General features: G+C 56.4%; 23 protein-coding genes. 18 read left to right on the top strand and 5 right to left on the bottom strand.

What is annotated here, in order from left to right; genetic code table 11:
* Nucleotides 1-71: 71 nt before the first annotated feature.
* Genes lepB through recO form a run of 5 tightly spaced genes read left to right on the top strand, consistent with a single transcriptional unit; the run spans nt 72 to nt 3,514 of the window.
* Nucleotides 72-854: a signal peptidase I gene (lepB, locus tag NeNHUV3_RS06705; protein ID WP_391480512.1), complete on the top strand. Its 783-nt coding sequence runs from the start codon at nt 72-74 to the stop codon at nt 852-854.
* Nucleotides 851-1,531 (top strand): ribonuclease III, encoded by a 681-nt coding sequence (gene rnc / locus NeNHUV3_RS06700; protein ID WP_048598364.1) that lies wholly within the window; start codon nt 851-853, stop codon nt 1,529-1,531. The genes lepB and rnc overlap by 4 nt, the downstream gene beginning before the upstream one ends.
* Nucleotides 1,528-2,436, top strand: coding sequence for a GTPase Era (era, locus tag NeNHUV3_RS06695; protein ID WP_391480510.1), 909 nt, complete (start codon nt 1,528-1,530; stop codon nt 2,434-2,436). Before rnc ends, era begins: the two co-directional genes overlap by 4 nt.
* Entirely contained in the window at nt 2,433-2,771 is a 339-nt protein-coding gene (locus NeNHUV3_RS06690) for a DUF1491 family protein (protein ID WP_048598362.1), read from the top strand. Before era ends, NeNHUV3_RS06690 begins: the two co-directional genes overlap by 4 nt.
* The gene (gene recO / locus NeNHUV3_RS06685) at nt 2,771-3,514 is read left to right on the top strand and encodes a DNA repair protein RecO (RefSeq protein ID WP_391483196.1); all 744 of its coding nucleotides are present in this window, start codon (nt 2,771-2,773) and stop codon (nt 3,512-3,514) included. The genes NeNHUV3_RS06690 and recO overlap by 1 nt, the downstream gene beginning before the upstream one ends.
* Here the strand turns inward: recO and NeNHUV3_RS06680 are convergent.
* Both NeNHUV3_RS06680 and NeNHUV3_RS06675 read right to left on the bottom strand, forming a co-directional pair.
* Nucleotides 3,511-3,912 carry an META domain-containing protein gene (locus NeNHUV3_RS06680; RefSeq protein WP_391480508.1) on the bottom strand — a complete coding sequence of 134 codons (402 nt, stop codon included), beginning with the start codon at nt 3,910-3,912 and terminating at the stop codon, nt 3,511-3,513. The two genes, recO and NeNHUV3_RS06680, sit on opposite strands and share 4 nt — an antisense overlap.
* Nucleotides 3,913-4,041: 129 nt before the next feature.
* Nucleotides 4,042-5,730 carry an acyl-CoA dehydrogenase family protein gene (locus NeNHUV3_RS06675; RefSeq protein ID WP_391480507.1) on the bottom strand — a complete coding sequence of 563 codons (1,689 nt, stop codon included), beginning with the start codon at nt 5,728-5,730 and terminating at the stop codon, nt 4,042-4,044.
* Between the two features lie 182 nt (nt 5,731-5,912).
* Here NeNHUV3_RS06675 and NeNHUV3_RS06670 point away from each other — a divergent pair, with 182 nt between their 5' ends.
* Nucleotides 5,913-6,680 carry a sulfite exporter TauE/SafE family protein gene (locus NeNHUV3_RS06670; protein WP_391480506.1) on the top strand — a complete coding sequence of 256 codons (768 nt, stop codon included), beginning with the start codon at nt 5,913-5,915 and terminating at the stop codon, nt 6,678-6,680.
* Nucleotides 6,681-6,732: 52 nt separating this feature from the next.
* On the opposite strand, the gene NeNHUV3_RS06665 is transcribed toward NeNHUV3_RS06670, so the two are convergent.
* Nucleotides 6,733-8,331, bottom strand: a complete 1,599-nt coding sequence (locus NeNHUV3_RS06665; RefSeq protein WP_391480505.1) for a phosphoenolpyruvate carboxykinase — start codon at nt 8,329-8,331, stop codon at nt 6,733-6,735.
* A gap of 288 nt (nt 8,332-8,619) precedes the next feature.
* On the opposite strand from NeNHUV3_RS06665, the gene NeNHUV3_RS06660 reads away from it, so the two are divergent.
* From NeNHUV3_RS06660 to NeNHUV3_RS06630, 7 genes are read left to right on the top strand one after another with little or no spacing between them, the layout of a single operon-like run.
* A complete protein-coding gene (locus NeNHUV3_RS06660) occupies nt 8,620-9,321 on the top strand; it encodes a response regulator transcription factor (RefSeq protein WP_391480504.1) in 702 nt (233 codons plus the stop codon).
* A gap of 10 nt (nt 9,322-9,331) precedes the next feature.
* Nucleotides 9,332-11,047: a sensor N-terminal transmembrane domain-containing protein gene (locus NeNHUV3_RS06655; RefSeq protein WP_391480502.1), complete on the top strand. Its 1,716-nt coding sequence runs from the start codon at nt 9,332-9,334 to the stop codon at nt 11,045-11,047.
* Nucleotides 11,048-11,095: 48 nt separating this feature from the next.
* Entirely contained in the window at nt 11,096-11,533 is a 438-nt protein-coding gene (locus tag NeNHUV3_RS06650; RefSeq protein WP_391480501.1) for an HPr kinase/phosphorylase, read from the top strand.
* Complete coding sequence (gene rapZ / locus NeNHUV3_RS06645) at nt 11,526-12,452, top strand: RNase adapter RapZ (protein ID WP_391483194.1); 927 nt, start codon at nt 11,526-11,528, stop codon at nt 12,450-12,452. The genes NeNHUV3_RS06650 and rapZ overlap by 8 nt, the downstream gene beginning before the upstream one ends.
* The gene (locus NeNHUV3_RS06640; RefSeq protein ID WP_048598354.1) at nt 12,449-12,853 is read left to right on the top strand and encodes a PTS sugar transporter subunit IIA; all 405 of its coding nucleotides are present in this window, start codon (nt 12,449-12,451) and stop codon (nt 12,851-12,853) included. The genes rapZ and NeNHUV3_RS06640 overlap by 4 nt, the downstream gene beginning before the upstream one ends.
* Nucleotides 12,850-13,128 (top strand): HPr family phosphocarrier protein, encoded by a 279-nt coding sequence (locus NeNHUV3_RS06635; RefSeq protein WP_391480499.1) that lies wholly within the window; start codon nt 12,850-12,852, stop codon nt 13,126-13,128. Before NeNHUV3_RS06640 ends, NeNHUV3_RS06635 begins: the two co-directional genes overlap by 4 nt.
* A gap of 33 nt (nt 13,129-13,161) precedes the next feature.
* Nucleotides 13,162-14,037 (top strand): lysophospholipid acyltransferase family protein, encoded by an 876-nt coding sequence (locus NeNHUV3_RS06630; protein ID WP_341247065.1) that lies wholly within the window; start codon nt 13,162-13,164, stop codon nt 14,035-14,037.
* On the opposite strand, the gene NeNHUV3_RS06625 is transcribed toward NeNHUV3_RS06630, so the two are convergent.
* Nucleotides 14,038-14,913: a 3-hydroxybutyryl-CoA dehydrogenase gene (locus tag NeNHUV3_RS06625; RefSeq protein WP_391480496.1), complete on the bottom strand. Its 876-nt coding sequence runs from the start codon at nt 14,911-14,913 to the stop codon at nt 14,038-14,040. It lies immediately after the preceding gene.
* Between the two features lie 157 nt (nt 14,914-15,070).
* On the opposite strand from NeNHUV3_RS06625, the gene NeNHUV3_RS06620 reads away from it, so the two are divergent.
* Nucleotides 15,071-15,889 carry a DUF6473 family protein gene (locus tag NeNHUV3_RS06620; RefSeq protein ID WP_391480495.1) on the top strand — a complete coding sequence of 273 codons (819 nt, stop codon included), beginning with the start codon at nt 15,071-15,073 and terminating at the stop codon, nt 15,887-15,889.
* Nucleotides 15,890-15,927: 38 nt separating this feature from the next.
* Here NeNHUV3_RS06620 and pyrF read toward each other — a convergent pair whose 3' ends face one another.
* Nucleotides 15,928-16,623 carry an orotidine-5'-phosphate decarboxylase gene (pyrF, locus tag NeNHUV3_RS06615; RefSeq protein WP_341247062.1) on the bottom strand — a complete coding sequence of 232 codons (696 nt, stop codon included), beginning with the start codon at nt 16,621-16,623 and terminating at the stop codon, nt 15,928-15,930.
* Between the two features lie 254 nt (nt 16,624-16,877).
* On the opposite strand from pyrF, the gene clpB reads away from it, so the two are divergent.
* The 4 genes from clpB to msrQ all read left to right on the top strand — a co-directional run bounded on the left by clpB (nt 16,878) and on the right by msrQ (nt 23,150).
* Nucleotides 16,878-19,493, top strand: a complete 2,616-nt coding sequence (gene clpB / locus NeNHUV3_RS06610; RefSeq protein WP_391480493.1) for an ATP-dependent chaperone ClpB — start codon at nt 16,878-16,880, stop codon at nt 19,491-19,493.
* Between the two features lie 426 nt (nt 19,494-19,919).
* Nucleotides 19,920-21,434, top strand: a complete 1,515-nt coding sequence (locus NeNHUV3_RS06605) for an FMN-binding glutamate synthase family protein (protein ID WP_233488174.1) — start codon at nt 19,920-19,922, stop codon at nt 21,432-21,434.
* A 189-nt stretch (nt 21,435-21,623) separates the two neighbouring features.
* A complete protein-coding gene (gene msrP, locus NeNHUV3_RS06600) occupies nt 21,624-22,532 on the top strand; it encodes a protein-methionine-sulfoxide reductase catalytic subunit MsrP (protein ID WP_391480491.1) in 909 nt (302 codons plus the stop codon).
* A gap of 6 nt (nt 22,533-22,538) precedes the next feature.
* Nucleotides 22,539-23,150 carry a protein-methionine-sulfoxide reductase heme-binding subunit MsrQ gene (msrQ, locus tag NeNHUV3_RS06595; protein ID WP_391480490.1) on the top strand — a complete coding sequence of 204 codons (612 nt, stop codon included), beginning with the start codon at nt 22,539-22,541 and terminating at the stop codon, nt 23,148-23,150.
* Nucleotides 23,151-23,239: the final 89 nt, after the last annotated feature.

Below are 23,239 nucleotides of genomic sequence, written 5' to 3'. Positions count from 1 at the left end.
TGCAAACCTTGACAGTCGTGCCCTCGCGGCCCATCTAGCCCCAACTCATTTTTACAGATCGGACCTCTTTTATGGCCAAAAAAGACACAGCCAAAGATAGCATCGGCGAGACCATCAAGACCGTTGTCTATGCTTTGCTGATTGCGGGCGTCTTTCGCACCCTGTTCTTTCAGCCGTTCTGGATCCCGTCAGGCTCTATGAAAGACACGCTGCTGGTCGGTGATTTTCTGTTTGTGAACAAGATGGCCTATGGGTATTCACAGTATTCCTGTCCGTTTTCTGCCTGTCCTATTCCGGATCGCATTTTTAGTTCTGAACCCGAGCGCGGTGATATTGTGGTGTTCCGCCACCCTGTGAACAACTCTGATTTTATCAAGCGCGTTGTGGGGATGCCGGGCGACCGCATTCAAATGAAAAACGCGGTTCTGCATATCAACGACACCCCCGTGGGCATTGAAACCGCTGGTGAGTTCGTTGAGGTGTTCGAAGCCCAAGGTCCGCAAAAAAGATTGCCCGCTTGCAAAGGGTCGGTTGGCCTTGGCGCGGATTGCATCAAAGACAAATACATCGAAACTCTGCCTGATGGTTCGTCCCATTCAATCTTGGATGTGCGCGTCAGCAGCGCCGATAACACACCCGTCTACACGGTACCCGAAGGCAACTATTTCTTCATGGGCGACAACCGCGATAACTCATCTGACAGCCGCTTTCCGCAGTCACTTGGGGGCGTTGGTTTTGTCCCCGCCAAGTATCTCATCGGTCGCGCCGACCGCGTTATCTTCAGCTCACAAGGTCGCTCTATGTTGTTCTTTTGGACATGGCGCGCGGACCGTTTCTTTAAGAAGTTGCAATGAAGCTAAGCGCAGACCTGAAAGCATTCCAAACCCGTTTGGGATACGCCTTTGAACGGCCCGACCTTTTGGTGCGGGCCGTTACCCATTCGTCCATGTCCACGCCAAACCGCGATGACAACCAGCGGCTCGAGTTTCTGGGCGACCGTGTTTTGGGCCTTGTGATGGCCGAAGCCCTTCTTGATGCAGATCGCGCCGCTGCTGAAGGCAAACTTGCGCCGCGCTTCAACGCGCTTGTGCGCAAAGAAACCTGTGCCGCCGTGGCCCGTGACATTGATGTGGGTGCCGTGCTGAAATTGGGCCGCTCCGAAATGCTGTCTGGTGGACGCCGTAAAGAGGCCCTTCTGGGTGATGCAATGGAAGCGGTAATTGCCGCAATTTACCGTGATGGCGGTTTCGAAGCCGCGCGCAGCACTATTTTGCGCCTTTGGGGTAAGCGGGTCGAAACCGTTGAGGCCGATGCCCGCGATGCCAAGACAACGCTGCAAGAACACGCGCAAAGCCTTAAGCAGAACCCACCCAGTTACCGTGAAGTATCACGTAGTGGTCCTGATCACGCGCCGGTCTTCACAATCGAAGTACAGCTGGCCAGCGGCGAGGCCGCAACGGCCACCGCAGGCAACAAACGCAACGCCGAACAAGCCGCCGCGAAGGCGCTTTTGGAAAAGGTAAAACCATGACAACACGCGCCGGATTTGTGGCCCTCATCGGAGAGCCCAACGCAGGGAAATCCACGCTTCTCAACCGCATGGTTGGCGCGAAAGTGTCCATCGTGACGCATAAAGTACAAACGACCCGCGCCCGTATTCGCGGTGTTGCCATGTCAGGCGAAAGCCAAATTGTCTTCGTGGACACACCCGGTATTTTCCGCCCGCGGCGCCGCCTTGACCGCGCGATGGTCACTGCCGCGTGGGGCGGGGCTGCGGATGCGGACATTGTTGTTCTTATGATCGAAGCTCACCGCGGCATCACGGACGGGGTCCGCCAGATCATTGAAAGCCTGTCTGAACGTGAGGGGACACAACGCGTTGCCCTTGCCATCAACAAGATTGACCGCGTCCAAGCGGATGTTTTGCTGGGGCTGACCAAAGAGTTGAACGCATTGTTTGCCTTTGAAGAAACTTTCCTCATCAGCGCCGAAAAAGGCCACGGGACGGACACGTTGAAATCATGGCTTGCGGGTGTCGTGCCGGAGGGGCCGTACTTGTATCCCGAAGATCAAATCGCTGACCTGCCCATGCGTATGATTGCAGCCGAAGTGACCCGCGAAAAACTGACCCTTCGCTTGCACCAAGAGCTGCCTTACCAAATGACCGTAGAGACGGAAAAATGGGAAGAACGCGAAGACGGTTCGGTACGCATCGATCAGTTGATCTATGTGATGCGCGACGGTCACAAAGGAATCGTGCTTGGCAACCGCGGTGAGACGATCAAGGCGCTTGGTAAAGCGGCACGTGAAGAGCTGACAGAATTCGTTGGCCGCAAAGTGCACCTTTTTTTGCAGGTCAAAGTACGTCCAAACTGGCTTGAAGAATCCGAGCGCTATTCCGAAATGGGGCTTGATTTCAAAGACGGCGCCCCATGAGTTTGGCCCGTCTCACCGCAGATGTGTGGGTGGGGGCGTATCTGACGCGACTGCGCCTGATGGATATTCCTGCGTTTGTGGTGGCCAAAGGTGATCTGACTGCAGGGGCGATTTTGATCAAGATGAATACCCTTGATGGTAAGGCCACGGCCTACCAACGCAGCTTTGACATTATGACGGGTGACCGCAATTGGGTCATTCTGGCCGAGGGCGACGAACGTGATGTGGATGCTTCACTAAGCAAACAGCGTGGCTTTGATCCTGACCTTTGGGTGATTGAGGTCGAAGACCGGCAAGGCCGCCATTTGCTGGATGAGCCGGGTCTAAGCGAATGATCACGTGGCGTGACGAGGGCGTTTTGCTATCGGTGCGCCGCCACGCAGAAAGTGCTGCGATCATTGAAGTGTTCACGGCCGAACACGGTCTGGCCTCAGGGGTGGTGCGCGGCGCATCTAGCCGGAAAATGACGCCGGTGTTGCAAGCTGGCGCACAACTTGACGTCACTTGGAAAGCACGTTTGGCCGAACACCTTGGGGCTTTTACCGTTGAGCCACAGCGCAGCCGCGCGGCAATTGCCATGAACAACCGCTTTGCGTTGGCGGGGCTCACGGCGGTCACGTCTTTGCTGGCGTTTTCACTGGCTGAAGGGGAAGGGGATGCCGAGTTTTACGCGCGCTCCACGGCTCTTCTTGATTTGCTTGGGCAAGACGATGTGTGGCCGCTGGCTTATCTTCAGTGGGAAATGATGCTGCTTGAAACAGCGGGCTACGGGCTTGATCTCAGCGCTTGCGCTGTGACCGGTGCGCAAGAAGGCTTGGCCTTTGTCAGCCCCAAAACTGGGCGGGCTGTGACAGCAAAAGGAGCGGGCGAATACGCCTCTAAATTGTTGCCACTGCCACCTGTTCTGTTGGGTGAAGGCGACGCCAGCACAACCGAAATTTGCGAAGCACTAAAAGTAACGGGGCATTTTCTGGAAACCCAATTGGCGAAAAACCTAGGGGGCAAGCCTGTCCCTGCTGCACGGACCCGCCTGATGGATGCACTGCGCCGTTTAGCCCAAACAGAGGCCCCGTCTTAGCGTGCTTCCAGTACCATCTGCGCTGTGGTTTCACCGTCAGTGACAGCCGTTAAAATCATCATGTCCCCCAGAACATCCGCAGTATTTACCGCGCTCAAGGTCTCAAAGAACGTAGCTTCCTGCGCCAAGTCAGGGCAGGCGCGCTTTGTCGCCGCGATGGGGCCAAGTTCAATCCACGGGTAAGGCGCCATCTGACGTGCGGTGAATGCGTTGCACGGCGCCGTACCTGTCACGGTTCCCGCTGTGGCAAAGCTGATTGTTGCGGTTGCGTCAAAAGCTGCGCCGTTTATTTCGCTAACACGCCAAACGCGGTCACCGGCACCATAAGCCGTAATGGTTTCATCTGCAGCACAGGCCGCGAGTGATGCGCAAAGAACGAAGGGCAAAACGGTTTTCATGCAGGCACCTTACTGCTGACACATTGGGCGGCAAGTGCCGGCAGTTCATATCCTTGTGTGCGCCGCAAACGCAAAAGCCCCCACACAGTGGCAGGGGCTTTGCATGTCAGATGTGTTTGGCTGCACGGCCTATCCCAAAAGGCGGCGCGCAATAACCTGTGCCTGAATTTCTGCTGCGCCCTCAAAGATGTTGAGGATGCGTGCATCACATAGGATTCGGCTGATTTTGTACTCAAGCGCAAAACCGTTGCCACCGTGGACCTGCAACGCGTTGTCGGCCGCAGCCCACGCAACCCGCGCGCCCAAAAGTTTCGCCATCCCCGCCTCAAGATCACAACGGCGGCCTTCGTCTTTCTCATTGGCTGAGAAGTACGTCAGCTGGCGAGCGACCATGGTTTCAACGGCCATCATGGCCAATTTGCTGGAAACGCGTGGGAAGTTGATCAACGCCTTGCCGAACTGTTTACGGTCCAGCGCGTATTGCATCCCGACGTCCAGCGCAGATGCAGCCACACCAACGGCCCGCGCTGCGGTCTGGATGCGCGCACTTTCGAATGTCTCCATCAAGTGCTTGAAGCCCATACCTTCGGCGCCGCCCAAAAGGTTCTCGCCTTTGACGTGGAAGTTATCGAACGCCAGTTCGTATTCTTTCATGCCGCGGTAGCCCAGCACTTCGATCTCGCCGCCGGTCATGCCCTCGGTCGGGAAAGGGTTTTCCTCGGTGCCGGGGGTTTTCTCGGCGATGAACATGGACAACCCTTTATAGTTGGTTGTCTCGGGGTCCGTGCGCGCAAGCAGGGTCATGATCTGTGTGCGGGTGGCGTGGGTGATCCACGTTTTGTTGCCGGTCACCGCATAATCGCCGTTATCATCTTTGACCGCACGGGTGCGCAGCGCACCAAGGTCAGAGCCTGTGTTTGGCTCGGTGAAAACGGCTGTGGGCAACGTCTCAGCGCTTGCCAAACGAGGCAGCCACTTTTGCTTTTGCTCTTCTGTGCCGCCGCAAATGATCAATTCGGCTGCAATTTCAGAACGGGTGCCAAGGCTGCCAACACCGATGTAGCCGCGCGAAAGCTCCTCGGAGACCACGCACATAGATGCTTTGGACAGGCCAAACCCGCCGTATTCTTCGGGAATGGTCAGGCCGAATACACCCATCTCGGCCAGCTCTTCGATGATCTCCATGGGGATCAATTCGTCTTTGAGGTGCCATTCGTGGGCAAAGGGCTCAACCTTCTCAACCGCATAGCGGCGGAATTGCTCACGGATCATCTCCAGCTCTTCATCCAGCCCAGAGGCACCAACGGTGATGTTGGCGGATTGCTCCTGCATCAGTTCCACAAGGCGGCTGCGTGCGGCTTGGGTGTTGCCGCTTTGGGTTAGCTTCATCACCGCAGGCGTCATCAGCGCGCCCATTTGCTCTTGGGTCATGCCGATGTCTTGCAGGCGCAGGATTTCGCCTTGGTTCATCGGGATGCCACCGTAGATTTGCCACAGGTATTCACCAAAGGCGATCTGATGCAGCAACTGTTCGGTCTCACCAAATGTGCCGGATGCCTGCAAACCCTCGGCCCAGTTCTGCATTTGGCGCAGGGCCTCTACATATGTGGCCAACCACGCCAGCCCATGCGCCGCCGTCTGGTTTTGTTCAATCAATGCCCCGCTGATGCGATCGCCGTCCGTGACTGTTGCGCGAAGGCAGTCCTTCGCAGTCTCCAGCACTTTTTCGCAGGGCGCGATAGCATCCGCCGTCAGTGCCAAAAGATCAGGCAGAACAGTAGCTTGCGTGAGGGTCATATCTTGTCCGTCATGGGCCATGAGAAGCATCCTTTTCAAAACTGAGTTTCTGCATACGCACTTTGCACTCGCAGCGCAATAATAATTCGCAAAAATTACACCTTACGCACAAATGTGTCGAAGTGGACTGGCGTCTTGCAGGGCGGTGTCGGCAGTGAATTTGCCTGCTGTTGTTTGCCGCGCATTCCGATAAAGCTGCTCCTATGACAATTCTATTCGAACAACCCGCGCTTATTATCTTCGCTTTTGTGATGATCGGCCTGCTTGCAGGATTTGTCAAAGGTGCCGTGGGGTTTGCGATGCCGATGATTATGGTTTCGGGCCTTGGCACGCTGTTGTCGCCCGAATTGGCAATTGCCACGCTGATCCTGCCCACAGTCGCCTCCAATTTGTTACAGGCTTTTCGCACTGGTATTCGCGCGGCCTACGAATCGGCCAAGAAGCACCGGCTTTATTTGTTGATCTGCTTGTCGATGATCCTTGTGACTGCACAGCTTGTGACATCACTTGAACGGTGGGTGCTTTATCTGATTTTGGGCATTCCTGTGACGTTCTTTGCCACGTTGCAACTGATCGGCTGGCGCCCGTCGATCAATCCGGGCAACCGCCGCCCGGTTGAGATTGGCGTAGCGCTTTTTGCAGGCTCGCTGGGGGGGCTATCGGGCACATGGGGGCCGCCTACGGTGCTTTATCTGACCGCACTTGATATCGCCAAGCGTGAGAACTTGCGCGTGCAGGGCGTGATTTACGGCGCGGGTTCTGTGGTGCTTTTATCGGCCCACCTGAAGTCCGGTATTTTCAATGCGCAAACATGGTCGCTTTCGGCACTGATGTTGGTGCCTGCGGGCATTGGGTTGCTGTCGGGCATGGCGGTGCAATCAAAGCTGGACCAAGCCAAGTTCCGCAAAATTACCCTGGTTGTTTTGATTGTGGCGGGGCTTAACCTGATCCGTCGCGGGGTTCTGGGTTAGCCCTGATTGCATGCGGCCCCGCCCGCTTGGGGCAGGGCCACAGCGCTATGAGTTAGCCGATTGCGGCTGCTTTTACGTCTTCATCAATGAACGGCACGTACTGCTCAAAGTTGGTGGCAAACATATCCACCAGCTTTTGCGCTTGGGCGTCATAGGCCGCTTTGTCGGCCCATGTGCTGCGCGGATTCAACAGGCTCGCGTCCACGCCAGCCACAGTAACGGGCACGTCAAAGCCAAAGTTCGGATCCTTGCGGAAAGTCCCTTCGTTGAGCGAGCCATCAAGCGCCGCTGTCAACAGTGCGCGGGTTGCTTTGATGGGCATCCGCGACCCTGTGCCATACGCGCCACCGGTCCAGCCGGTGTTTACCAGCCAGCACGTCGCGCCGTGGCTTGCAATCTTTTCGCGCAGCAAATTGCCGTAGGCTTCTGGGCGGCGGGGCATGAAGGGTGCGCCAAAGCACGTTGAGAACGTGGGCTCGGGCTCGGTCACGCCGCGCTCTGTGCCGGCTACTTTTGACGTGAAGCCGGACAAGAAGTGGTACATCGCTTGGGCCGGTGTCAGGCGCGCAATTGGAGGCAGCACACCAAATGCGTCACAGGTCAGCATGATGATGTTTTTGGGGTGTCCACCAAGAGCCGTTTCGGACGCGTTCGAGATATACTCAAGCGGGTACGCGCAGCGCATGTTGGCGGTCAGGCTGTCGTCGTCGAAATCCAGTTCTTTGGTTTCGGGATCAAACACCATGTTTTCAATGACTGTGCCAAACTTGGAGGTGGTCGCGTAAATCTCTGGCTCTGCCTCGGCGGACAAATTGATGGTCTTGGCGTAGCAGCCGCCCTCAAAGTTGAACGTCCCGCGGTCGGACCAGCCATGCTCATCATCGCCGATCAACACGCGGTTGGGATCGGCAGACAATGTGGTTTTGCCTGTGCCTGACAAGCCAAAGAACACAGCCGTGTCGACAGGGTTGCCTTTGGCGTGGTTGGCCGAGCAGTGCATCGGCATAATGCCTTTTTCGGGCAGCAAGTAGTTCAGTAATGTGAACACAGATTTCTTGTTCTCGCCCGCGTATTCCGTGCCGCCAATCAAGATGATTTTACGGTCGAAGTTCATCGCAATCACGGTCTCGCTGCGGCAATCGTGCTTGGCAGGGTCCGCTTTGAATGAGGGGCAGTTGATTACGGTGAAGTCGGGCACAAAGCTGTCCAACTCGGCGCGCTCGGGGCGGCGCAGCATGTGGCGGATGAACAATCCGTGCCAAGCAAGCTCGGTCACCATGCGCACATCAAGGCGTTGCGCGGGGTCCGATCCACCAAACAAATCCTGCACGTGGTAATCGCGGCCCTTCATGTGGGCCAGCATATCTTCATAAAGCGCGTCAAAGCCCACTTCGGACATTTCGGCGTTATTTTCCCACCAGATACTATCGGCAACAGAGGCTGTGCGCACAACGTGCTTGTCCTTGGGTGAGCGGCCCGTGAACTTGCCGGTGCTTACCAAAAAGGCGCCACCTTTGCCCAAAGTACCCTCGTTATTCTTGAGGGCTGTTTCGATTAACGCTGGTTCCAACAAATTGTAATAGACTTGCCCAAGCCCCGTGATGCCTTGTGCGTCGAGGGTGTGGTTTGGGTTGACCCGTCCAAGTGTCATTTGAAGTCTCCAAGAGTTGGCGCTGGTATTTGCGCGGGATACAAGGCGCTTAACATGACGTTTCCAGAGTTGAACAGGACGCATTTGCCCTGTTAGCGCCACCAATTTGGGTTTAGCGCAAACACTGTTTCTCATCTGCGACGTTTATCATCATTTAAGGAAGTGATGCGCTTACTCAGCCCGCACCTGTCAGCCCCGTTTGCGAGATATCAGTTGATTCGCAGGGCAAAAACGGTGATGTTGCCTATAAAAAGTAGGCAATAACGATTAAAATTGAGGATGAGTAGTATGTCCAAGATCGCTTTGGTCGACGACGATCGGAATATTCTGACGTCTGTCTCCATGACGCTCGAAGCTGAAGGCTTTGACGTTCAAACATATAACGACGGGCAAGCCGCCCTAGACGCGTTCAACAAACAGATGCCCGATATGGCTGTGCTCGACATTAAAATGCCGCGCATGGACGGGATGGATTTGTTGCAGCGCTTGCGCCAGAAAAGCGCGATGCCCGTCATTTTCCTGACGTCCAAGGATGACGAGATTGATGAGGTTCTGGGCCTTCGGATGGGGGCGGATGATTACGTCAAAAAGCCCTTCAGCCAGCGCCTTTTGGTAGAGCGTATTCGCGCCCTATTGCGCCGGCAGGACGCGCTTGACGGGATTGAGATTGCCGAAACCGAAGAAACCAAAATCATGGTTCGCGGTGAACTTATCATGGACCCGCTCCGCCATGCGGTTTCGTGGAAGGGCAATGATGTCTCGCTCACTGTGACCGAGTTTTTGTTGCTGCAAGCCTTGGCGCAACGCCCTGGCTTTGTGAAATCGCGCGATCAGTTGATGGACGTAGCCTACGACGAGCAAGTCTACGTGGACGACCGCACCATCGACAGTCACATCAAACGCCTGCGCAAAAAGATGCGCACCGCCGATAGTGATTTCGCCGCGATCGAAACGCTTTACGGCATCGGTTACCGCTACAACGAAGAATAGAGCGCCCGCGTTGAGCAACGTTGACATTCATTCCTTGAAGTCAGTGCGCGAGGCCAGCATCGCCTTGGGTGAAGACTTTGTGGCCCCCAAAGAGGGGGTCGACACAGAGCTGCGGGCGCGCCGTGACAGGCGGGGTTTGTCTGCGCTGACAAGCTCGCCTTTGGTGCGCAAGATCATCACCTTCAACTTGTTGGGCTTGATGATTTTGGTGGCGGGGCTGCTTTACCTCAATACCTCGCGTGACAGCTTGGCCTTTCAACGCGCTGCCTCTTTGTTGACAGAAGTTGAATTGATCGCAGACGTGTTTGAGGCGCAGGTGCCCGCAGGTACGCCTGTAAACTTGGCAACTGCTGACGGGGTAGACGCGCCCAAAACATTGGCCGAGCTTGATCTGCGCGGTCAGTCAGACGTTTTCGTTTTTGACCCATCAGCGGTTCTTGTGGCGCAGTCGCTGGGCGCGGAACGTGGCAACAGCGCGGCTCTTGGCAAACCCGCAGATGGCGGGACGTTCATCACGGATATGCTGGCGGGTGCATGGCGCGGTATCGCGCGGGTGATTGGCGGCGCGCCTGCTGGTGCGGACACTGTGACCTCCCAAGACCTTGTGCGGCAATTGTTGGGCCAAACGCTGGCGGGGCAAACCGTGGTCGTGCCCGCCATTGATGCAAGCGGGCAAACCATTTTCACCGTAGCCACGCCGATCCTGCACAATGGCGCGGTCATCGGCGCAATCGGCATGGCAAGTGCGGCAGGCGAGATTGACCAGCTTGTAAAAAGCGAGCGTGAAAATCTGTTGCAGATGTTTTTGATCGCCATTTTTGTCAGTGTTGGCCTTAGTTTTGTGTTGGCCTCGGCAATCGCGAATCCGCTGTCTGATCTGGCTGCGGCTGCTGAAATTGGGCGCGATAAAAGTTCTTCTAAACGCGCCCCGTCGCGGGTGCGCATCCCCGATTTAACCGCCCGCCCGGATGAAATTGGCCGCTTGTCTGGCGCGCTGCGCGGCATGGTCGGCGCGCTTTATGACCGGATTGAGGCGAATGAACAGTTCGCCGCTGATGTTGCCCATGAAATCAAAAACCCGCTGGCCTCTTTGCGCTCTGCGGTGGGCACAATGCGCGTGGCCAAGCGCGATGATCAACGCGAGCGCCTGCTTGAGGTGATTGAACATGACGTGCAGCGCCTTGATCGTTTGGTCAGTGACATTTCCAACGCATCCCGCTTGGACAGTGAGTTGGTCAAAGAAACAGAAGAGCCGTTCGACCTTTTGAACATGCTTTCAAACCTGTCTGATTATCTGGGCCAAAGTGCGTCTGACAAAGGGGTGGAACTGGTCTCGGACCTGCCACCGGGACCCATCATGATCGACGGTCTTGAGGGGCGCTTGGCGCAGGTGTTCGTCAATCTTATCACCAACGCCGTGTCCTTTTGTGAGGAGGGCGACGCTATCCGCGTTTGGGTTCGCCGCCGTGACAATCGCGTGTTGATCGTTGTCGAAGACACAGGCCCCGGCATTCCCGATCAGGCGCTGAGCAAAGTGTTCAAACGCTTCTATTCTGAGCGCCCGGAACAGCAGTTTGGCAATAACTCGGGTCTGGGCTTGGCAATCTCCAAGCAAATCGTTGAGGCCCACGGCGGCGTCATCTGGGCCGAAAACATCCGCCCGACTGATGCGGATGTCACCTCTGATCCTCTGGGTGCGCGCTTTGTGGTGGGCTTGCCGGTTTAGCCGCGCGTTTTTCTTCAATTTGAACAGATGGCGTGCTATGGGCTGGGTATGGACCTTATCCACGCCACCACTGTTGCTGTTGATGGACGCGCGCTCATGATTATGGGTGCCTCGGGGCGTGGTAAGTCGGCCCTTGGGCTGCAAATGATGGCGCTTGGGGCCCAATTGGTGGCTGATGATCAAACGGCTCTGCACAATGTTGATGGCGCCCTGATGGCGACTGCCGCCCCCAATATTTCTGGCCTGATTGAGGCGCGCGGCATCGGTGTGTTGCGCGCAAATCCTGCGGCGCAAGCGCAGGTCATGGCTGTGGTCGATCTGGATCAGGTGCCACCATCAGATGCTAAAGCGCCCACGCGGTTGCCTGCACCAAGCTATACTGAATTTCTGGGGCTAAAGTGCCGCGTCGTTCCTGCGGTGGCTGCAGATTATGCACCGGCGGCTTATCTGCAATTTCTCAAATGCGGGATTGCTGATGATGTCTGAGCCGAGTGCAACGCCTACCCAAACGCCAATTGCGCAAAACGCTGATGACACCGCGCCGGTAGTCTTGGTGATGGGTCCGTCAGGGGCGGGGCGCGCGACCGCAATCGCGGCATTAGAAGATTTAGGTTTTGAGGCAATCGACAACATGCCGCTGTCGTTGATCCCGCGCCTTTTGGATGGACCGCCTGTCTCGCGGCGCATGGCTTTGGGTCTTGATGTGCGCAACCGTGACTTTTCCGTTGATGCGGTTTTTGCGCTGATGAAGCGGGTTCAGTGTGAGGTGGTCTATCTGGATGCCCGCGAAGATGTGCTGGTCCAACGGTATTCCGAGACCCGTCGCCGCCACCCGCTTGCGCCGCAAGACGCGCCGTTGCTTGGCATCCGCGCCGAGGTCGCGTTGCTTGCCCCAATTCGCGAGCGCGCTGATTATATCTTTGATACCTCGACGTTAACTGCCCAAGAATTGATCACAACGCTTGGCGGCTCTTTCGCCACAGGTGGTGCCGCAAATTTGGCGATCACAGTGCAATCCTTTGCCTACAAACGGGGGCTGCCCCAAGGGGTTGATCTGGTGTTTGATTGCCGCTTTTTGCGCAACCCCCATTGGGAGCCCGCTTTGCGTGAAAACACTGGCCTTGATGTGCCGGTGCAAGATTACGTCATGGCCGATCCGCTTTTTGATCCGTTCTTTGATCACCTGACTGGCATGTTGCGCACGCTGTTCCCTGCGTTCAAGGCGTCGGGCAAGACACACCTTACGGTGGCGCTTGGCTGCACGGGCGGACAGCACCGTTCCGTCACAGTTGCACAAATGCTGGCCAAAGCCCTTGCGCAACAAGGCTGGGAAATGTCAGTTAGGCATCGCGAATTAGACCGACACCGCAGCGCCTCGCTGCCCCTCAAAGGAACATCCACTTGATTGGCATTGTGATCGTTGCACATGGTGGATTGGCTCGCGAATATCTGCGCGCGGTTGAACACGTGGTCGGTCAGCAAGCGGGAATTGTCACTGTTGAGATCAGTTACGAGCACGACCGCATCGCCAAAGAGGCCGAGATTTGCACCGCCGCCAACACAGTGGATACAGGCGACGGCGTCGTTGTTGTCACTGACATGTTCGGCGGCTCGCCTTCCAACCTTAGTTTGGCCGCGTGCAACCCTGCAAACCGCATGATCCTTTATGGCGCCAATTTGCCGCTTTTGATCAAGCTCGCGAAAACCCGCAGCTTACCGCTGAAGGCCGCCGTTTTGGGCGCCCGTGATGCTGGCCGCAAATATATGGACGCCCGAACCGTGGGCCAAACCGGATACGAGTTATGACCCAAACCATTTCCAAAACCCTCGAGATCATCAATCAAAAGGGCCTTCATGCCCGCGCCTCTGCGAAATTTGTCGAGGTGGTCGAGCAACACGCCGCGAACGTTGAGGTCAGTAAAGATGGGCTTAGTGCCACAGGTGACAGCATAATGGGGCTTTTGATGTTGGCAGCATCGAAAGGAAGTTTTATCAATGTTGAAATTTCGGGCGCTGATGCAGATGCGGCGGCGCAAGCCTTGGAAGCACTGATCGCTGATAAGTTCGGCGAAGAATTCTAGTGTTTGCGGGGGCTGCCAAAAAGGATCGTTTCAGTGGTTGATCGCCTTGAACAAAGACCCCCAGCCCAAGGCGCGCCCGCAGACGTGGTGCCCTATGACAAGCGTCGCTTGTCTTATGCCAACACATTTACCAATCCGTTCAAAGCCAATGTAATCCGTGTGATGGAGTGGATGACGGGCAAAATTCCACTGCTTTATCTTATCCGCCGGTTCGAGCGTGAGGGCGCAGCTTATGGTCAGGCGTTTTGGAAACAAGCGCTGCGCCACATGGGCATCACCCTTGAAACGCCCGCCGAGCAAATTGCCAATATTCCTGCCACTGGGCCCGTTGTTGTGGTGGCCAACCATCCGCACGGTTTGGTCGACGGGATGATTTTGGCGGAATTGATCGGCCGCGTGCGGACAGATTACAAAATCCTGACGCGGTCGCTGTTGACGGGCGTTGATGAGATCGAAGAATTCATGATCCCCGTGCCCTTTCCGCATGAGGAAGACAGCCTGCAAAAAAGCCTTGATATGCGCAAGCAAGCAATGGCGCATTTGTCTGGTGGTGGTGTGATTGTGCTGTTCCCGTCCGGCGTTGTGTCATGTTCAGAAACGTTCTTTGGCCCCGCCGTTGAGGCAGAGTGGAACCCCTTTACGGCCAAGATGATCCAACGCTCAAAAGCCGCTGTGGTGCCGATTTACTTTCCCGGGCAAAACAGCCGGATGTATCAAATTGCCAATAAAATCTCGCCCACTTTGCGGCAGGGCCTGTTGATCCACGAGGTGGTTCACGCGCTTAATAAACCGCAAAGCCCTGTGGTGGGCGCACCGTTTGATCCGGCAGAAATTCAGAAATGGTCTGCCAATCCGCGCGGCTTTATGGCGTGGCTTCGTGAAAAAACACTGGCCCTTAAGGCAGACTAATCAGCGGGTCGGAACGGGTGTTTCGCCGCGGTAATCATAAAACCCGCGTTTCGTTTTGCGGCCCAACCATCCAGCTTCCACATATTTTGTCAGCAGCGGGCAGGGCCGGTATTTCGTATCTGCCAGCCCGTCGTGCAGAACGTTCATGATGGACAGGCAGGTATCAAGGCCAATGAAATCGGCCAATTCAAGCGGGCCCATCGGGTGATTTGCGCCCAGCTTTAGGGACGTGTCGATAGACGTGACCGAACCGACGCCCTCGTACAGTGTATAGATCGCCTCATTGATCATCGGCATCAGGATGCGGTTGACGATGAACGCGGGAAAATCTTCTGCGGTAGCGGATGTTTTTCCAAGACGCTCAACAACGGTGTGGCAGGTTTTAAATGTCTCTTCGTCAGTGGCGATGCCGCGGATCAGCTCAACCAGCTGCATCACGGGCACAGGGTTCATGAAGTGGAAACCCATGAACTTTTCTGGCCGGTCCGTGCGGCTTGCAAGGCGCGTGATCGAAATAGACGACGTGTTTGAGGTCAGAATTGTCTCAGGTTTTAGGTGCGGTTGCAGCGCCTTGAAGATCTCGTTCTTCACGTCTTCTTTCTCAGTGGCGGCTTCAATGATCAGATCGCTCTGCCCAAGCTCGGCCAGATCAAGCGTCGTGGCAATGCGCGCCAAAGCTGCGTCGCGGTCCTCGGCGGTCATCGTGCCTTTGGCAACTTGGCGGTCCATGTTTTTGGCAATCAACGCCTGCGCCGCCGCAAGGGCATCTGCGCTCACATCATTCAGCCGCACATGATACCCGGCGCTTGCAAAAACATGGGCGATACCATTGCCCATTTGCCCCGCGCCGATAACGCCAACCTGCTCAATATCCATGACGGATCCTCTGATGCTGTTTGCGTTAACTGTGTCGTGAGCAGCCTGCGCGCGCAACCCCGTGATTGAGACAGTTTTCAACAAATTAGCGGGTTAGCGGTTTGGAAAGACCTTTGTGAGAATCGTGTCCTTGGGTGAAATTGTGAGAGGTGGCGTAATGACCATTCAATCAACGGGGCAGACCGCCCTTGAGTACATGCCGTGCAGGTATGGCCGCTCGAAACTGGTGTTTCGCGGACCACGCAAGCGGCTTGAGACAGATTATGTGGCGTTTCTGGGTGGCACAGAAACATACGGCAAATTCATGCCCCAACCGTTTCCGGATTTGGTCGAGCAAGGCCTTGATGTTCAATGCGTGAATTTTGGCTGTGTGAATGCGGGACCTGATGTGTTTTTGGGTGATCCCTTCGTACCAGGCGCCTGTTCCAAGGCCCGTGTGACGGTGCTTGAGGTGATGGGCGCTGCGAACCTGTCGAACCGGTTCTATTCTGTGCACCCACGGCGCAACGACCGCTTTTTGAAGCCATCGATGCTAATGCAGACCATTTTTCGCGGTACGGATTTTACGGAGTTCACTTTCACGCGGCACCTTTTGTCGACGCTGCAGTCCGAGGCACCTGAGAAATACGAGATTGTTGTGGATGAGTTGCGCCAAGCGTGGCTTGCACGGATGCGCTCGCTTTTGGCCAAAATTGACGGAAAAGTCATTCTGCTTTGGGTCAAGCCACCAATGACGGCACAGTTTGGCCCGCTGGGTGGGGACCCGCTTTTTGTGGACCGCACGATGATGGAGCAAATCGGCCAAAGCGTGACAGGCATCGTTGAGGTGGACTTGCCATCCCATGATGCAGCACTTCGCCTGGAAGGGATGAGCTACACCGAGATGGACCAGCCCGCCGCAACCGAGTTGTGGGGCGCGCCGGCGCATCAACTTGTGGCGGCTGAGGTCACAAAGGCGCTGACCAAAATGGTGTAAGGCGGGTCTTTTGTGCGGTGGACGTGTGCAAGTCGCGTTTAGAGCGCGGCTAACTCATCTGTGATGGCTTGCGCTGCCGCGCGTGGGTTTTCGGCTTGCCAGATGGGACGGCCCACTACGATGTGGTTTGCGCCGTCGCGAATGGCTGATGCCGGTGTCGCAACGCGCTTTTGATCCCCAAGGGCCGCGCCGGTTGGGCGCACGCCGGGGGTAACGATCAGTTTGTCGTCCGCAATTGGCAGCGCGCGGATCAATGCCGCTTCTTGGGGGGATGCGATCACACCGTCTGCGCCAGCTTCAAGCGCACGGCCCGCACGTTCAGTCACCAGATCAGGGATCAGACCGTCTTTGATCAAACAGTCGTCCAAGTCACCACGATCAAGCGAGGTCAAAATGGTAACCGCGAGGATTTTTGTGTTCGAACCAGCAGCGCCTTGTTTTGCAGCGTTCACCACTTGCGGGTCACCGTGAACGGTCAGAAAATCCAGATCAAACTGCGCCAAGCCGCGAACGGCTGCCTCAACAGTTGCGCCGATATCGAACAGTTTCATGTCCAGAAAGATGCGTTTGCCGCGTTCTGCCTTCAACTCATTGGCAAGGCCAAGCCCGCCACCAGTCAACATGCCCAACCCGATTTTATAGAAAGATACCGCGTCACCCAGCTCATCGGCCAGTTTCAGGCCTGCCAAAGCGTTCGGCACATCCATCGCAACAATCAATCTATCGTCGGCCATCGGTGCGGCTCCTTTTGGTACGTATGTTTTGTTGTGGCGGGGGTAGTTGCTTTGGGGGCGCGATGCAAGCGAGCGGGTGTGCCGAAAGCGGTGGTTGGCCTTGCCTCGCGGTGGGGCTTTGCGTGGATTTTAGGCATTCCGTCACTTGAACGCGGGCATCATTCGCCCCATCTAAGCTACATAAGGTCCCACACCGATGTATGCCGCAAAGGCGGGTGCGAAATTTATGTGGGATGCTGCAAAAGGAGAGACCCATGGACTTAGAAAAGTTCACTGAACGCGCGCGCGGTTTCGTGCAAGCGGCACAAACAATTGCTGCGCGTGAGAGCCACCAACGGCTGACCCCCGAACATTTGCTGAAGGCGATGATGGATGATGATCAGGGCTTTGCCGCCAATCTGATCAGCGCCTCTGGCGGCGATGCGCCTGCGGTTGCACGTGCGGCTGATCTGGCTGTGTCAAAGCTGCCCAAAGTGACAGGCGACGCGAGCGCTGTGTACCTCGATAGCGCCACAACCCGCGTGCTGGCTGAGGCAGAGAACCTCGCCAAGAAAGCCAAAGACAGTTTTGTGCCCGTTGAGCGCGTTTTGATGGCGTTGGCCATGGTACGCTCTGGCGCGAAAACCGCGATGGAGGCCGGTAAGGTCACTGCGCAAAAGCTTAACAGTGCGATCAATGACGTACGCAAAGGGCGCACGGCGGATACCGCAAGCGCCGAGGACGCCTATGAGGCGCTGCGCAAATACACCTCTGATTTGACAGAGGCCGCCCGTCAGGGGCGCATTGACCCGATCATTGGACGTGATGATGAGATCCGCCGCGCGATGCAGGTATTGTCACGCCGCACAAAGAATAACCCCGTTCTGATCGGTGAACCTGGCGTGGGTAAAACCGCCATCGCCGAAGGGCTGGCCCTGCGTATCATCAACGGTGATGTGCCTGAAAGCCTGCGCAACAAACGACTTTTGTCGCTGGATATGGGGGCGCTGATTGCGGGTGCAAAATACCGTGGTGAATTTGAAGAACGTCTGAAATCAATCCTGTCTGAGGTGACGGCCGCGGCTGGTGAGGTGGTTTTGTTCATCGATGAAATGCACACCCTTGTGGGGGCGGGCAAAGCGGACGGTGCGATGGATGCGTCGAACTTGCTTAAGCCCGCGTTGGCGCGTGGTGAATTGCACTGTGTGGGCGCCACGACCCTTGATGAGTACCGCAAACACGTTGAAAAAGACGCAGCTCTTGCGCGGCGTTTCCAGCCGGTGTTGGTGAACGAGCCCACGGTTGAGGACACCATCAGCATCCTGCGCGGTATCAAAGAGAAGTATGAGTTGCACCACGGTGTGCGCATTTCAGACAGCGCCCTTGTTGCGGCCTCTACTTTGTCGCACCGCTACATTACGGACCGCTTTTTGCCCGACAAAGCGATTGATCTGATGGACGAGGCGGCCAGCAGGCTGCGCATGGAAGTTGACAGCAAGCCCGAGGAGCTTGACGTGCTGGACCGTCAAATTTTGCAGATGCAGATCGAGGCCGAGGCGTTGCGCTTGGAAGACGATCAGGCGTCCAAGGATCGTCTTGCCACACTAGAGCGCGACTTGGCCGAGGTGCAGGAACGCGCCACACAAATGACGACCGCATGGCAGGCGGAGCGTGACAAGTTGGAAGGCGCGCGGGTGCTTAAAGAAAAGCTTGACCGTGCGCGCGCCGAGTTGGATATCGCCAAGCGTGAGGGCAATTTGGCCAAGGCAGGTGAATTGTCCTACGGCGTAATCCCGCAGCTTGAGAAAGACTTGGCCGAGGCGGAAACCGCAGGGGATGATGTGGTGGTCGAAGAGGCCGTGCGCCCCGAACAGATCGCCCAAGTGGTTGAGCGTTGGACTGGTATCCCCACCTCAAAAATGCTTGAGGGTGACCGCGAAAAACTGCTTCGGATGGAAGCTGCGCTGGGCAATAGGGTCATCGGTCAGCACGCGGCGGTTAAGGCTTTGTCCAATGCGGTGCGCCGTGCGCGCGCGGGGCTAAATGATGAAAACCGCCCCCTTGGTTCGTTCCTCTTTTTGGGGCCAACCGGCGTGGGGAAGACCGAATTAACCAAAGCAGTTGCGGAGTTCTTGTTTGACGATGACAGCGCCATGGTCCGCATCGACATGTCTGAGTTCATGGAAAAGCACGCGGTTGCCCGTTTGATTGGCGCGCCTCCTGGGTACGTTGGCTATGACGAAGGCGGTGTGTTGACCGAGGCCGTGCGGCGCAAACCCTATCAGGTCGTGCTGTTTGACGAGGTTGAGAAAGCGCATCCTGACGTGTTCAACGTGTTGTTGCAGGTTCTTGACGATGGTCAGTTGACCGACGGACAGGGGCGCACAGTCGATTTCAAGCAAACGCTGATTATTCTGACCAGCAACCTTGGTTCTCAGGTGCTAAGCGAATTGCCGGAAGGCGCTGACGCATCTACGGCCAAACGTGATGTGATGGCGGCGGTGCGCGGCCATTTCCGCCCTGAGTTTTTGAACCGTTTGGATGAGACTGTGATCTTTGACCGTCTGGCCCGCGAAGACATGGACGGGATCGTCGATATTCAGATGGCGCGGCTGCTGAAACGCTTGGCGACGCGTAAGATTAATCTTGAGTTGGACGCGGCGGCCAAACAATGGCTTGCCGACGAGGGGTATGACCCCGTGTTTGGCGCGCGGCCTTTGAAGCGTGTGATCCAGCGTGCGTTGCAAGACCAACTGGCTGAGATGCTGTTGTCTGGGGATGTCGTAGACGGCAGCACCGTTCACATTAGCGCGGGGCCGAGTGGCCTTTTGGTGGGCGACCGGATCAGTGCCTCTACCCGCGAAGCGCCCGAGGATGCGGTGGTTCATTAACCCGCTGTTCAGGGCCGCGTGGGTTTGACAGCGCAACAGCACAAAGAGCCGCCTCAGCCGAAACGCTGGGACGGTTTTTGTTTGGATGTGAGCGTATCAACAACGAGTGAAAGAAATTGGCGGCCGCCAAAGATGAGGGTGCAAGAAGGGCGTGCCAAGCCCCCGAAATCCGGTGCGGTGGATCGGTTCGGCGCCCTTTTCGCGGTGTCGAACAGATTTCGACTGGGGCTTTGAACCAAATGCATTCTCAAATTGCGCGCTTGGGGAGTGTCGCGCAAACCGGCTAACGCGATCTTACCGCAGCGGACGGGCCTGATGAGCGGGACGCAACGCCAAGGCCCGCTCACGCCCGCGTTATGCGGTTTCCTTTTGGGCGGGCTTTGCGGTTTAGTGGGCGCAAGGTGATTTGCTTAAAGGGGTGCGGAGATGTTCAGCTTTATGGGGGCGGCGGGGTACGCGCTGCAATTCTTGGCGCTGTTGTTTGTGACGGTGATTGGCTTTGTTGTTGCGCTGGCCCTTGTGTTGTTCGTGCGCGATCGTTGGCAGACCGAGGATGCGGTGCGGCGCAACTATCCGGTGATCGGGCGGTTTCGTGCGCTTTTCAGCACATTGGGTGAGTTCTTCCGGCAGTATTTCTTTGCGATGGACCGCGAGGAGCTGCCCTTTAACCGTGCGCAGCGCGACTGGATCAAGCATTCCTCTGAGGGCAAAAGTAACACGGTCGCTTTTGGCTCAACCCGCAACATTTCAGAAGTCGGCACGCCCATCTTTGTGAACGCTGCGTTCCCGCCCGTTGATGACCAATTCGCCAGCTCGGAACCGATGATCATTGGCCAAGGAGCGGCAACGCCTTTTGTGGCGCGCTCCATCTTTAATCTATCTGGCATGAGCTACGGCGCCATTTCCAAGCCGGCGGTTTTGGCGCTGTCAAAAGGGGCGGCTAAGGCGGGCATCTGGATGAACACTGGCGAAGGGGCGCTGGCCCCTGAACATCTGGCGGGTGGTGCGGATATTGTGTTTCAGATTGGCACGGCCAAATACGGCGTGCGCACCAAGGACGGCAAGCTAAGCGATGATCGGCTACGCGCAGTCGCTGCTCATCAGACTGTACGGATGTTCGAGATCAAGCTGGCCCAAGGGGCAAAACCCGGTAAGGGCGGGATACTTCCCGCTGCCAAAGTGAACGACGAGATTGCCCACATTCGCGGGATTGAACCGCATCAAGACAGCATCAGCCCGAACCGCCATGAAGAAGTAGATGACTGGTACGATTTGCTGGACATGATTGCCCATGTGCGCGCGGTGACCGGCAAGCCCGTCGGGATTAAGACTGTGGTCGGCTCGCCCGACGCGCTTGAGGAATTCTTTGTGGCTATTCTTGAGCGCGGGATGGATAGCGCACCGGATTTCATCACCCTTGATGGGGGCGAGGGGGGCACGGGAGCCTCTCCGATGCCGTTGATGGATTTGGTGGGGATGCCAATTCGTGAGGCGTTGCCCCTAATTAGTGCGCTACGTGATCGCATGGGCCTTAAGGAACGCATCCGCTTGGTGGCCAGCGGCAAGTTGGTGAACCCCGGTGATGTGGCGTGGGCTTTGGCGGCAGGGGCGGACTTTGTGACGTCTGCGCGCGGCTTCATGTTTAGCCTTGGCTGCATCCAGTCGCTGAAGTGCAACAAGAACACATGTCCCACTGGCATCACCACCCATGATCCGCGTTTTCAAAAGGGGCTAGTGGTTGAGCAAAAGTTCGAGAAAGTCGCGGCCTATGCGCGGTCCATCGTTCATGAAGTGGAAACCATTGCCCATTCTGTTGGTGTGGCCGAGCCACGCCTAATGCGGCGGTCACATGTGCGGATCGTACAACCAGATGGCAGCAGCAAGCGGCTAAGCACGATTTACCCCGCCCGCGATGAAGGGCAAACCGCGCCGCATCCCTAGGCACAAGATCCCTGGGCGCGAAGGCGCGGTGCTCTATTCTATATAGAAAGCGCACATGACGCGGGCGGCTTTGTGACAGGGTCTCACCAATGCGTGAGGGGGGCTTTGCGCAGTGTGGCGCGCCTCGTAAGTATAAAGAGTTGGCGGGCGCATGATGCGCGTGGCTCAAACAGATGAAGGACGCGGCTCATGGCCTATGGTTGGAAGAACAAGTTAACGGCGGCTGATGTGACACCGGAAGCGGCGTTCTGGAACCGGCGTCAGATAATGGCTGGCATGGCCGCCGCCGGTGTGGCGGGCAGTATCGCAGGGTCCGCCTTCGCTGCACAGGACGCGTTGGTGCCCAACAGCTTTGAAGACATCACCAGCTACAACAACTTTTACGAATTCGGCACCGGCAAGGGCGACCCCGCCGCCAACGCAGGTAGCCTGACCACCGACCCGTGGGAAATCACGATTGATGGGCTGGTCGATAACCCCGGTACATATTCTGTGGCCGAGTTGCTGGATGGTCTGGATATAGAGGAACGTATCTACCGTTTCCGCTGTGTTGAAACATGGGCGATGGTTGTGCCGTGGAACGGTGTTGAGCTGCGCGATATTCTGCAAAAGGCAGGCGTGCAGTCAGATGCCAAGTACGTAGCTTTTGAAACATTGTACCGGCCCGAGGAAATGCCCGGTCAGCGCCTGCCGTCTATTCCATGGCCGTATGTCGAAGGGTTGCGCCTTGATGAGGCGATGCATCCGCTGACATTGATGGCGACGGGTATCTATGGCAAGCCAATGCCCAACCAGAATGGTGCGCCGATCCGTTTGGTGGTGCCGTGGAAGTACGGGTTCAAATCTATCAAGTCGATCGTGAAGATCACCCTGACGGACCGTGAGCCGCCCACAAGCTGGAACACGATCAACGCACGGGAGTACGGCTTTTACAGTAACGTGAACCCGGACGTAGATCACCCGCGTTGGTCGCAAGCATCGCACCGTGTCATTGGCGGCGGTCTGTTTCAAAAGCGTGAGCCTACTTTGATGTTCAATGGCTACGAAGAAGAAGTTGCGTCGCTTTATGCGGGCATGGACCTTCGTAAGGACTTCTAGCCTAGCATGATTGTTGACCGTCTGAATGGCTGGGCGCGCAAGCTGCCTGTGTGGTGTGTGTATACTGTGTACCTGCTGCCAATGCCGTACTTCTTCTATCTTGGTCTGACGGGCGGTTTGGGTGCCGAACCGATTAAGGCGCTTGAACATGAATACGGTGAGATAGCGTTGCAGTTGGTCATCATCGGATTGGCGATTACACCGCTGCGCCGTTTCACAGGTATCAACCTTATCAAGTTTCGTCGCGCCATTGGTCTTGTGACGTTTGCATATGTATTGGCGCACCTGCTGGTATGGCTGGTGCTTGATGTTCAGATCCTGAGTCAGATCTGGGCGGATATTCTAAAGCGCACGTATATTACTGTTGGTATGGCAGCGTTCGTGTTGATGCTGCCACTTGCGCTTACATCTAACAATTGGGCTGTGCGGCGGTTGGGGCCAAACTGGCGGACGCTTCATAAATTGACCTATGGGGCCGCGATTCTGGGCGGGGCGCATTTTATTTGGCTCGTAAAAGGGATTCAGATCGAACCACTGGCCTATATGGCGGTGATTTTGTTGCTTTTGGGGCTGCGATTGATTCCTAAACGGCAGAATCGCAAATCAGTGGCCGCCTGATTCACGCGATTCACGGCTTTTGGGACCGATTATTCGCGTTTGACCGGCTTAGGTCTGTGGATAACTCAGTCGTCCAAAGTATTGGCGCT

This window comes from Nereida sp. NH-UV-3 (assembly GCF_042939535.1).
Classification (GTDB): domain Bacteria; phylum Pseudomonadota; class Alphaproteobacteria; order Rhodobacterales; family Rhodobacteraceae; genus Nereida; species Nereida ignava.
Note: the sequence above shows the minus strand (reverse complement) of the source record. Positions and strands in the feature narration are given on the sequence as shown.

Excerpts from the sequence above, each read along its gene's own strand:
- NeNHUV3_RS06620 (WP_391480495.1), top strand. The coding sequence starts at position 15,071 with ATGACCATTCAATCAACGGGGCAGACCGCCCTTGAGTACATGCCGTGC.
- NeNHUV3_RS06675 (WP_391480507.1), bottom strand. The coding sequence starts at position 5,730 with ATGGCCCATGACGGACAAGATATGACCCTCACGCAAGCTACTGTTCTG.
- rnc (WP_048598364.1), top strand. The coding sequence starts at position 851 with ATGAAGCTAAGCGCAGACCTGAAAGCATTCCAAACCCGTTTGGGATAC.
- lepB (WP_391480512.1), top strand. The coding sequence starts at position 72 with ATGGCCAAAAAAGACACAGCCAAAGATAGCATCGGCGAGACCATCAAG.
- NeNHUV3_RS06635 (WP_391480499.1), top strand. The coding sequence starts at position 12,850 with ATGACCCAAACCATTTCCAAAACCCTCGAGATCATCAATCAAAAGGGC.
- rapZ (WP_391483194.1), top strand. The coding sequence starts at position 11,526 with ATGTCTGAGCCGAGTGCAACGCCTACCCAAACGCCAATTGCGCAAAAC.
- NeNHUV3_RS06680 (WP_391480508.1), bottom strand. The coding sequence starts at position 3,912 with ATGAAAACCGTTTTGCCCTTCGTTCTTTGCGCATCACTCGCGGCCTGT.
- NeNHUV3_RS06665 (WP_391480505.1), bottom strand. The coding sequence starts at position 8,331 with ATGACACTTGGACGGGTCAACCCAAACCACACCCTCGACGCACAAGGC.
- clpB (WP_391480493.1), top strand. The coding sequence starts at position 16,878 with ATGGACTTAGAAAAGTTCACTGAACGCGCGCGCGGTTTCGTGCAAGCG.
- era (WP_391480510.1), top strand. The coding sequence starts at position 1,528 with ATGACAACACGCGCCGGATTTGTGGCCCTCATCGGAGAGCCCAACGCA.
- NeNHUV3_RS06650 (WP_391480501.1), top strand. The coding sequence starts at position 11,096 with ATGGACCTTATCCACGCCACCACTGTTGCTGTTGATGGACGCGCGCTC.
- msrQ (WP_391480490.1), top strand. The coding sequence starts at position 22,539 with ATGATTGTTGACCGTCTGAATGGCTGGGCGCGCAAGCTGCCTGTGTGG.
- msrP (WP_391480491.1), top strand. The coding sequence starts at position 21,624 with ATGGCCTATGGTTGGAAGAACAAGTTAACGGCGGCTGATGTGACACCG.
- NeNHUV3_RS06660 (WP_391480504.1), top strand. The coding sequence starts at position 8,620 with ATGTCCAAGATCGCTTTGGTCGACGACGATCGGAATATTCTGACGTCT.
- NeNHUV3_RS06690 (WP_048598362.1), top strand. The coding sequence starts at position 2,433 with ATGAGTTTGGCCCGTCTCACCGCAGATGTGTGGGTGGGGGCGTATCTG.
- pyrF (WP_341247062.1), bottom strand. The coding sequence starts at position 16,623 with ATGGCCGACGATAGATTGATTGTTGCGATGGATGTGCCGAACGCTTTG.
- NeNHUV3_RS06625 (WP_391480496.1), bottom strand. The coding sequence starts at position 14,913 with ATGGATATTGAGCAGGTTGGCGTTATCGGCGCGGGGCAAATGGGCAAT.
- NeNHUV3_RS06605 (WP_233488174.1), top strand. The coding sequence starts at position 19,920 with ATGTTCAGCTTTATGGGGGCGGCGGGGTACGCGCTGCAATTCTTGGCG.
- NeNHUV3_RS06670 (WP_391480506.1), top strand. The coding sequence starts at position 5,913 with ATGACAATTCTATTCGAACAACCCGCGCTTATTATCTTCGCTTTTGTG.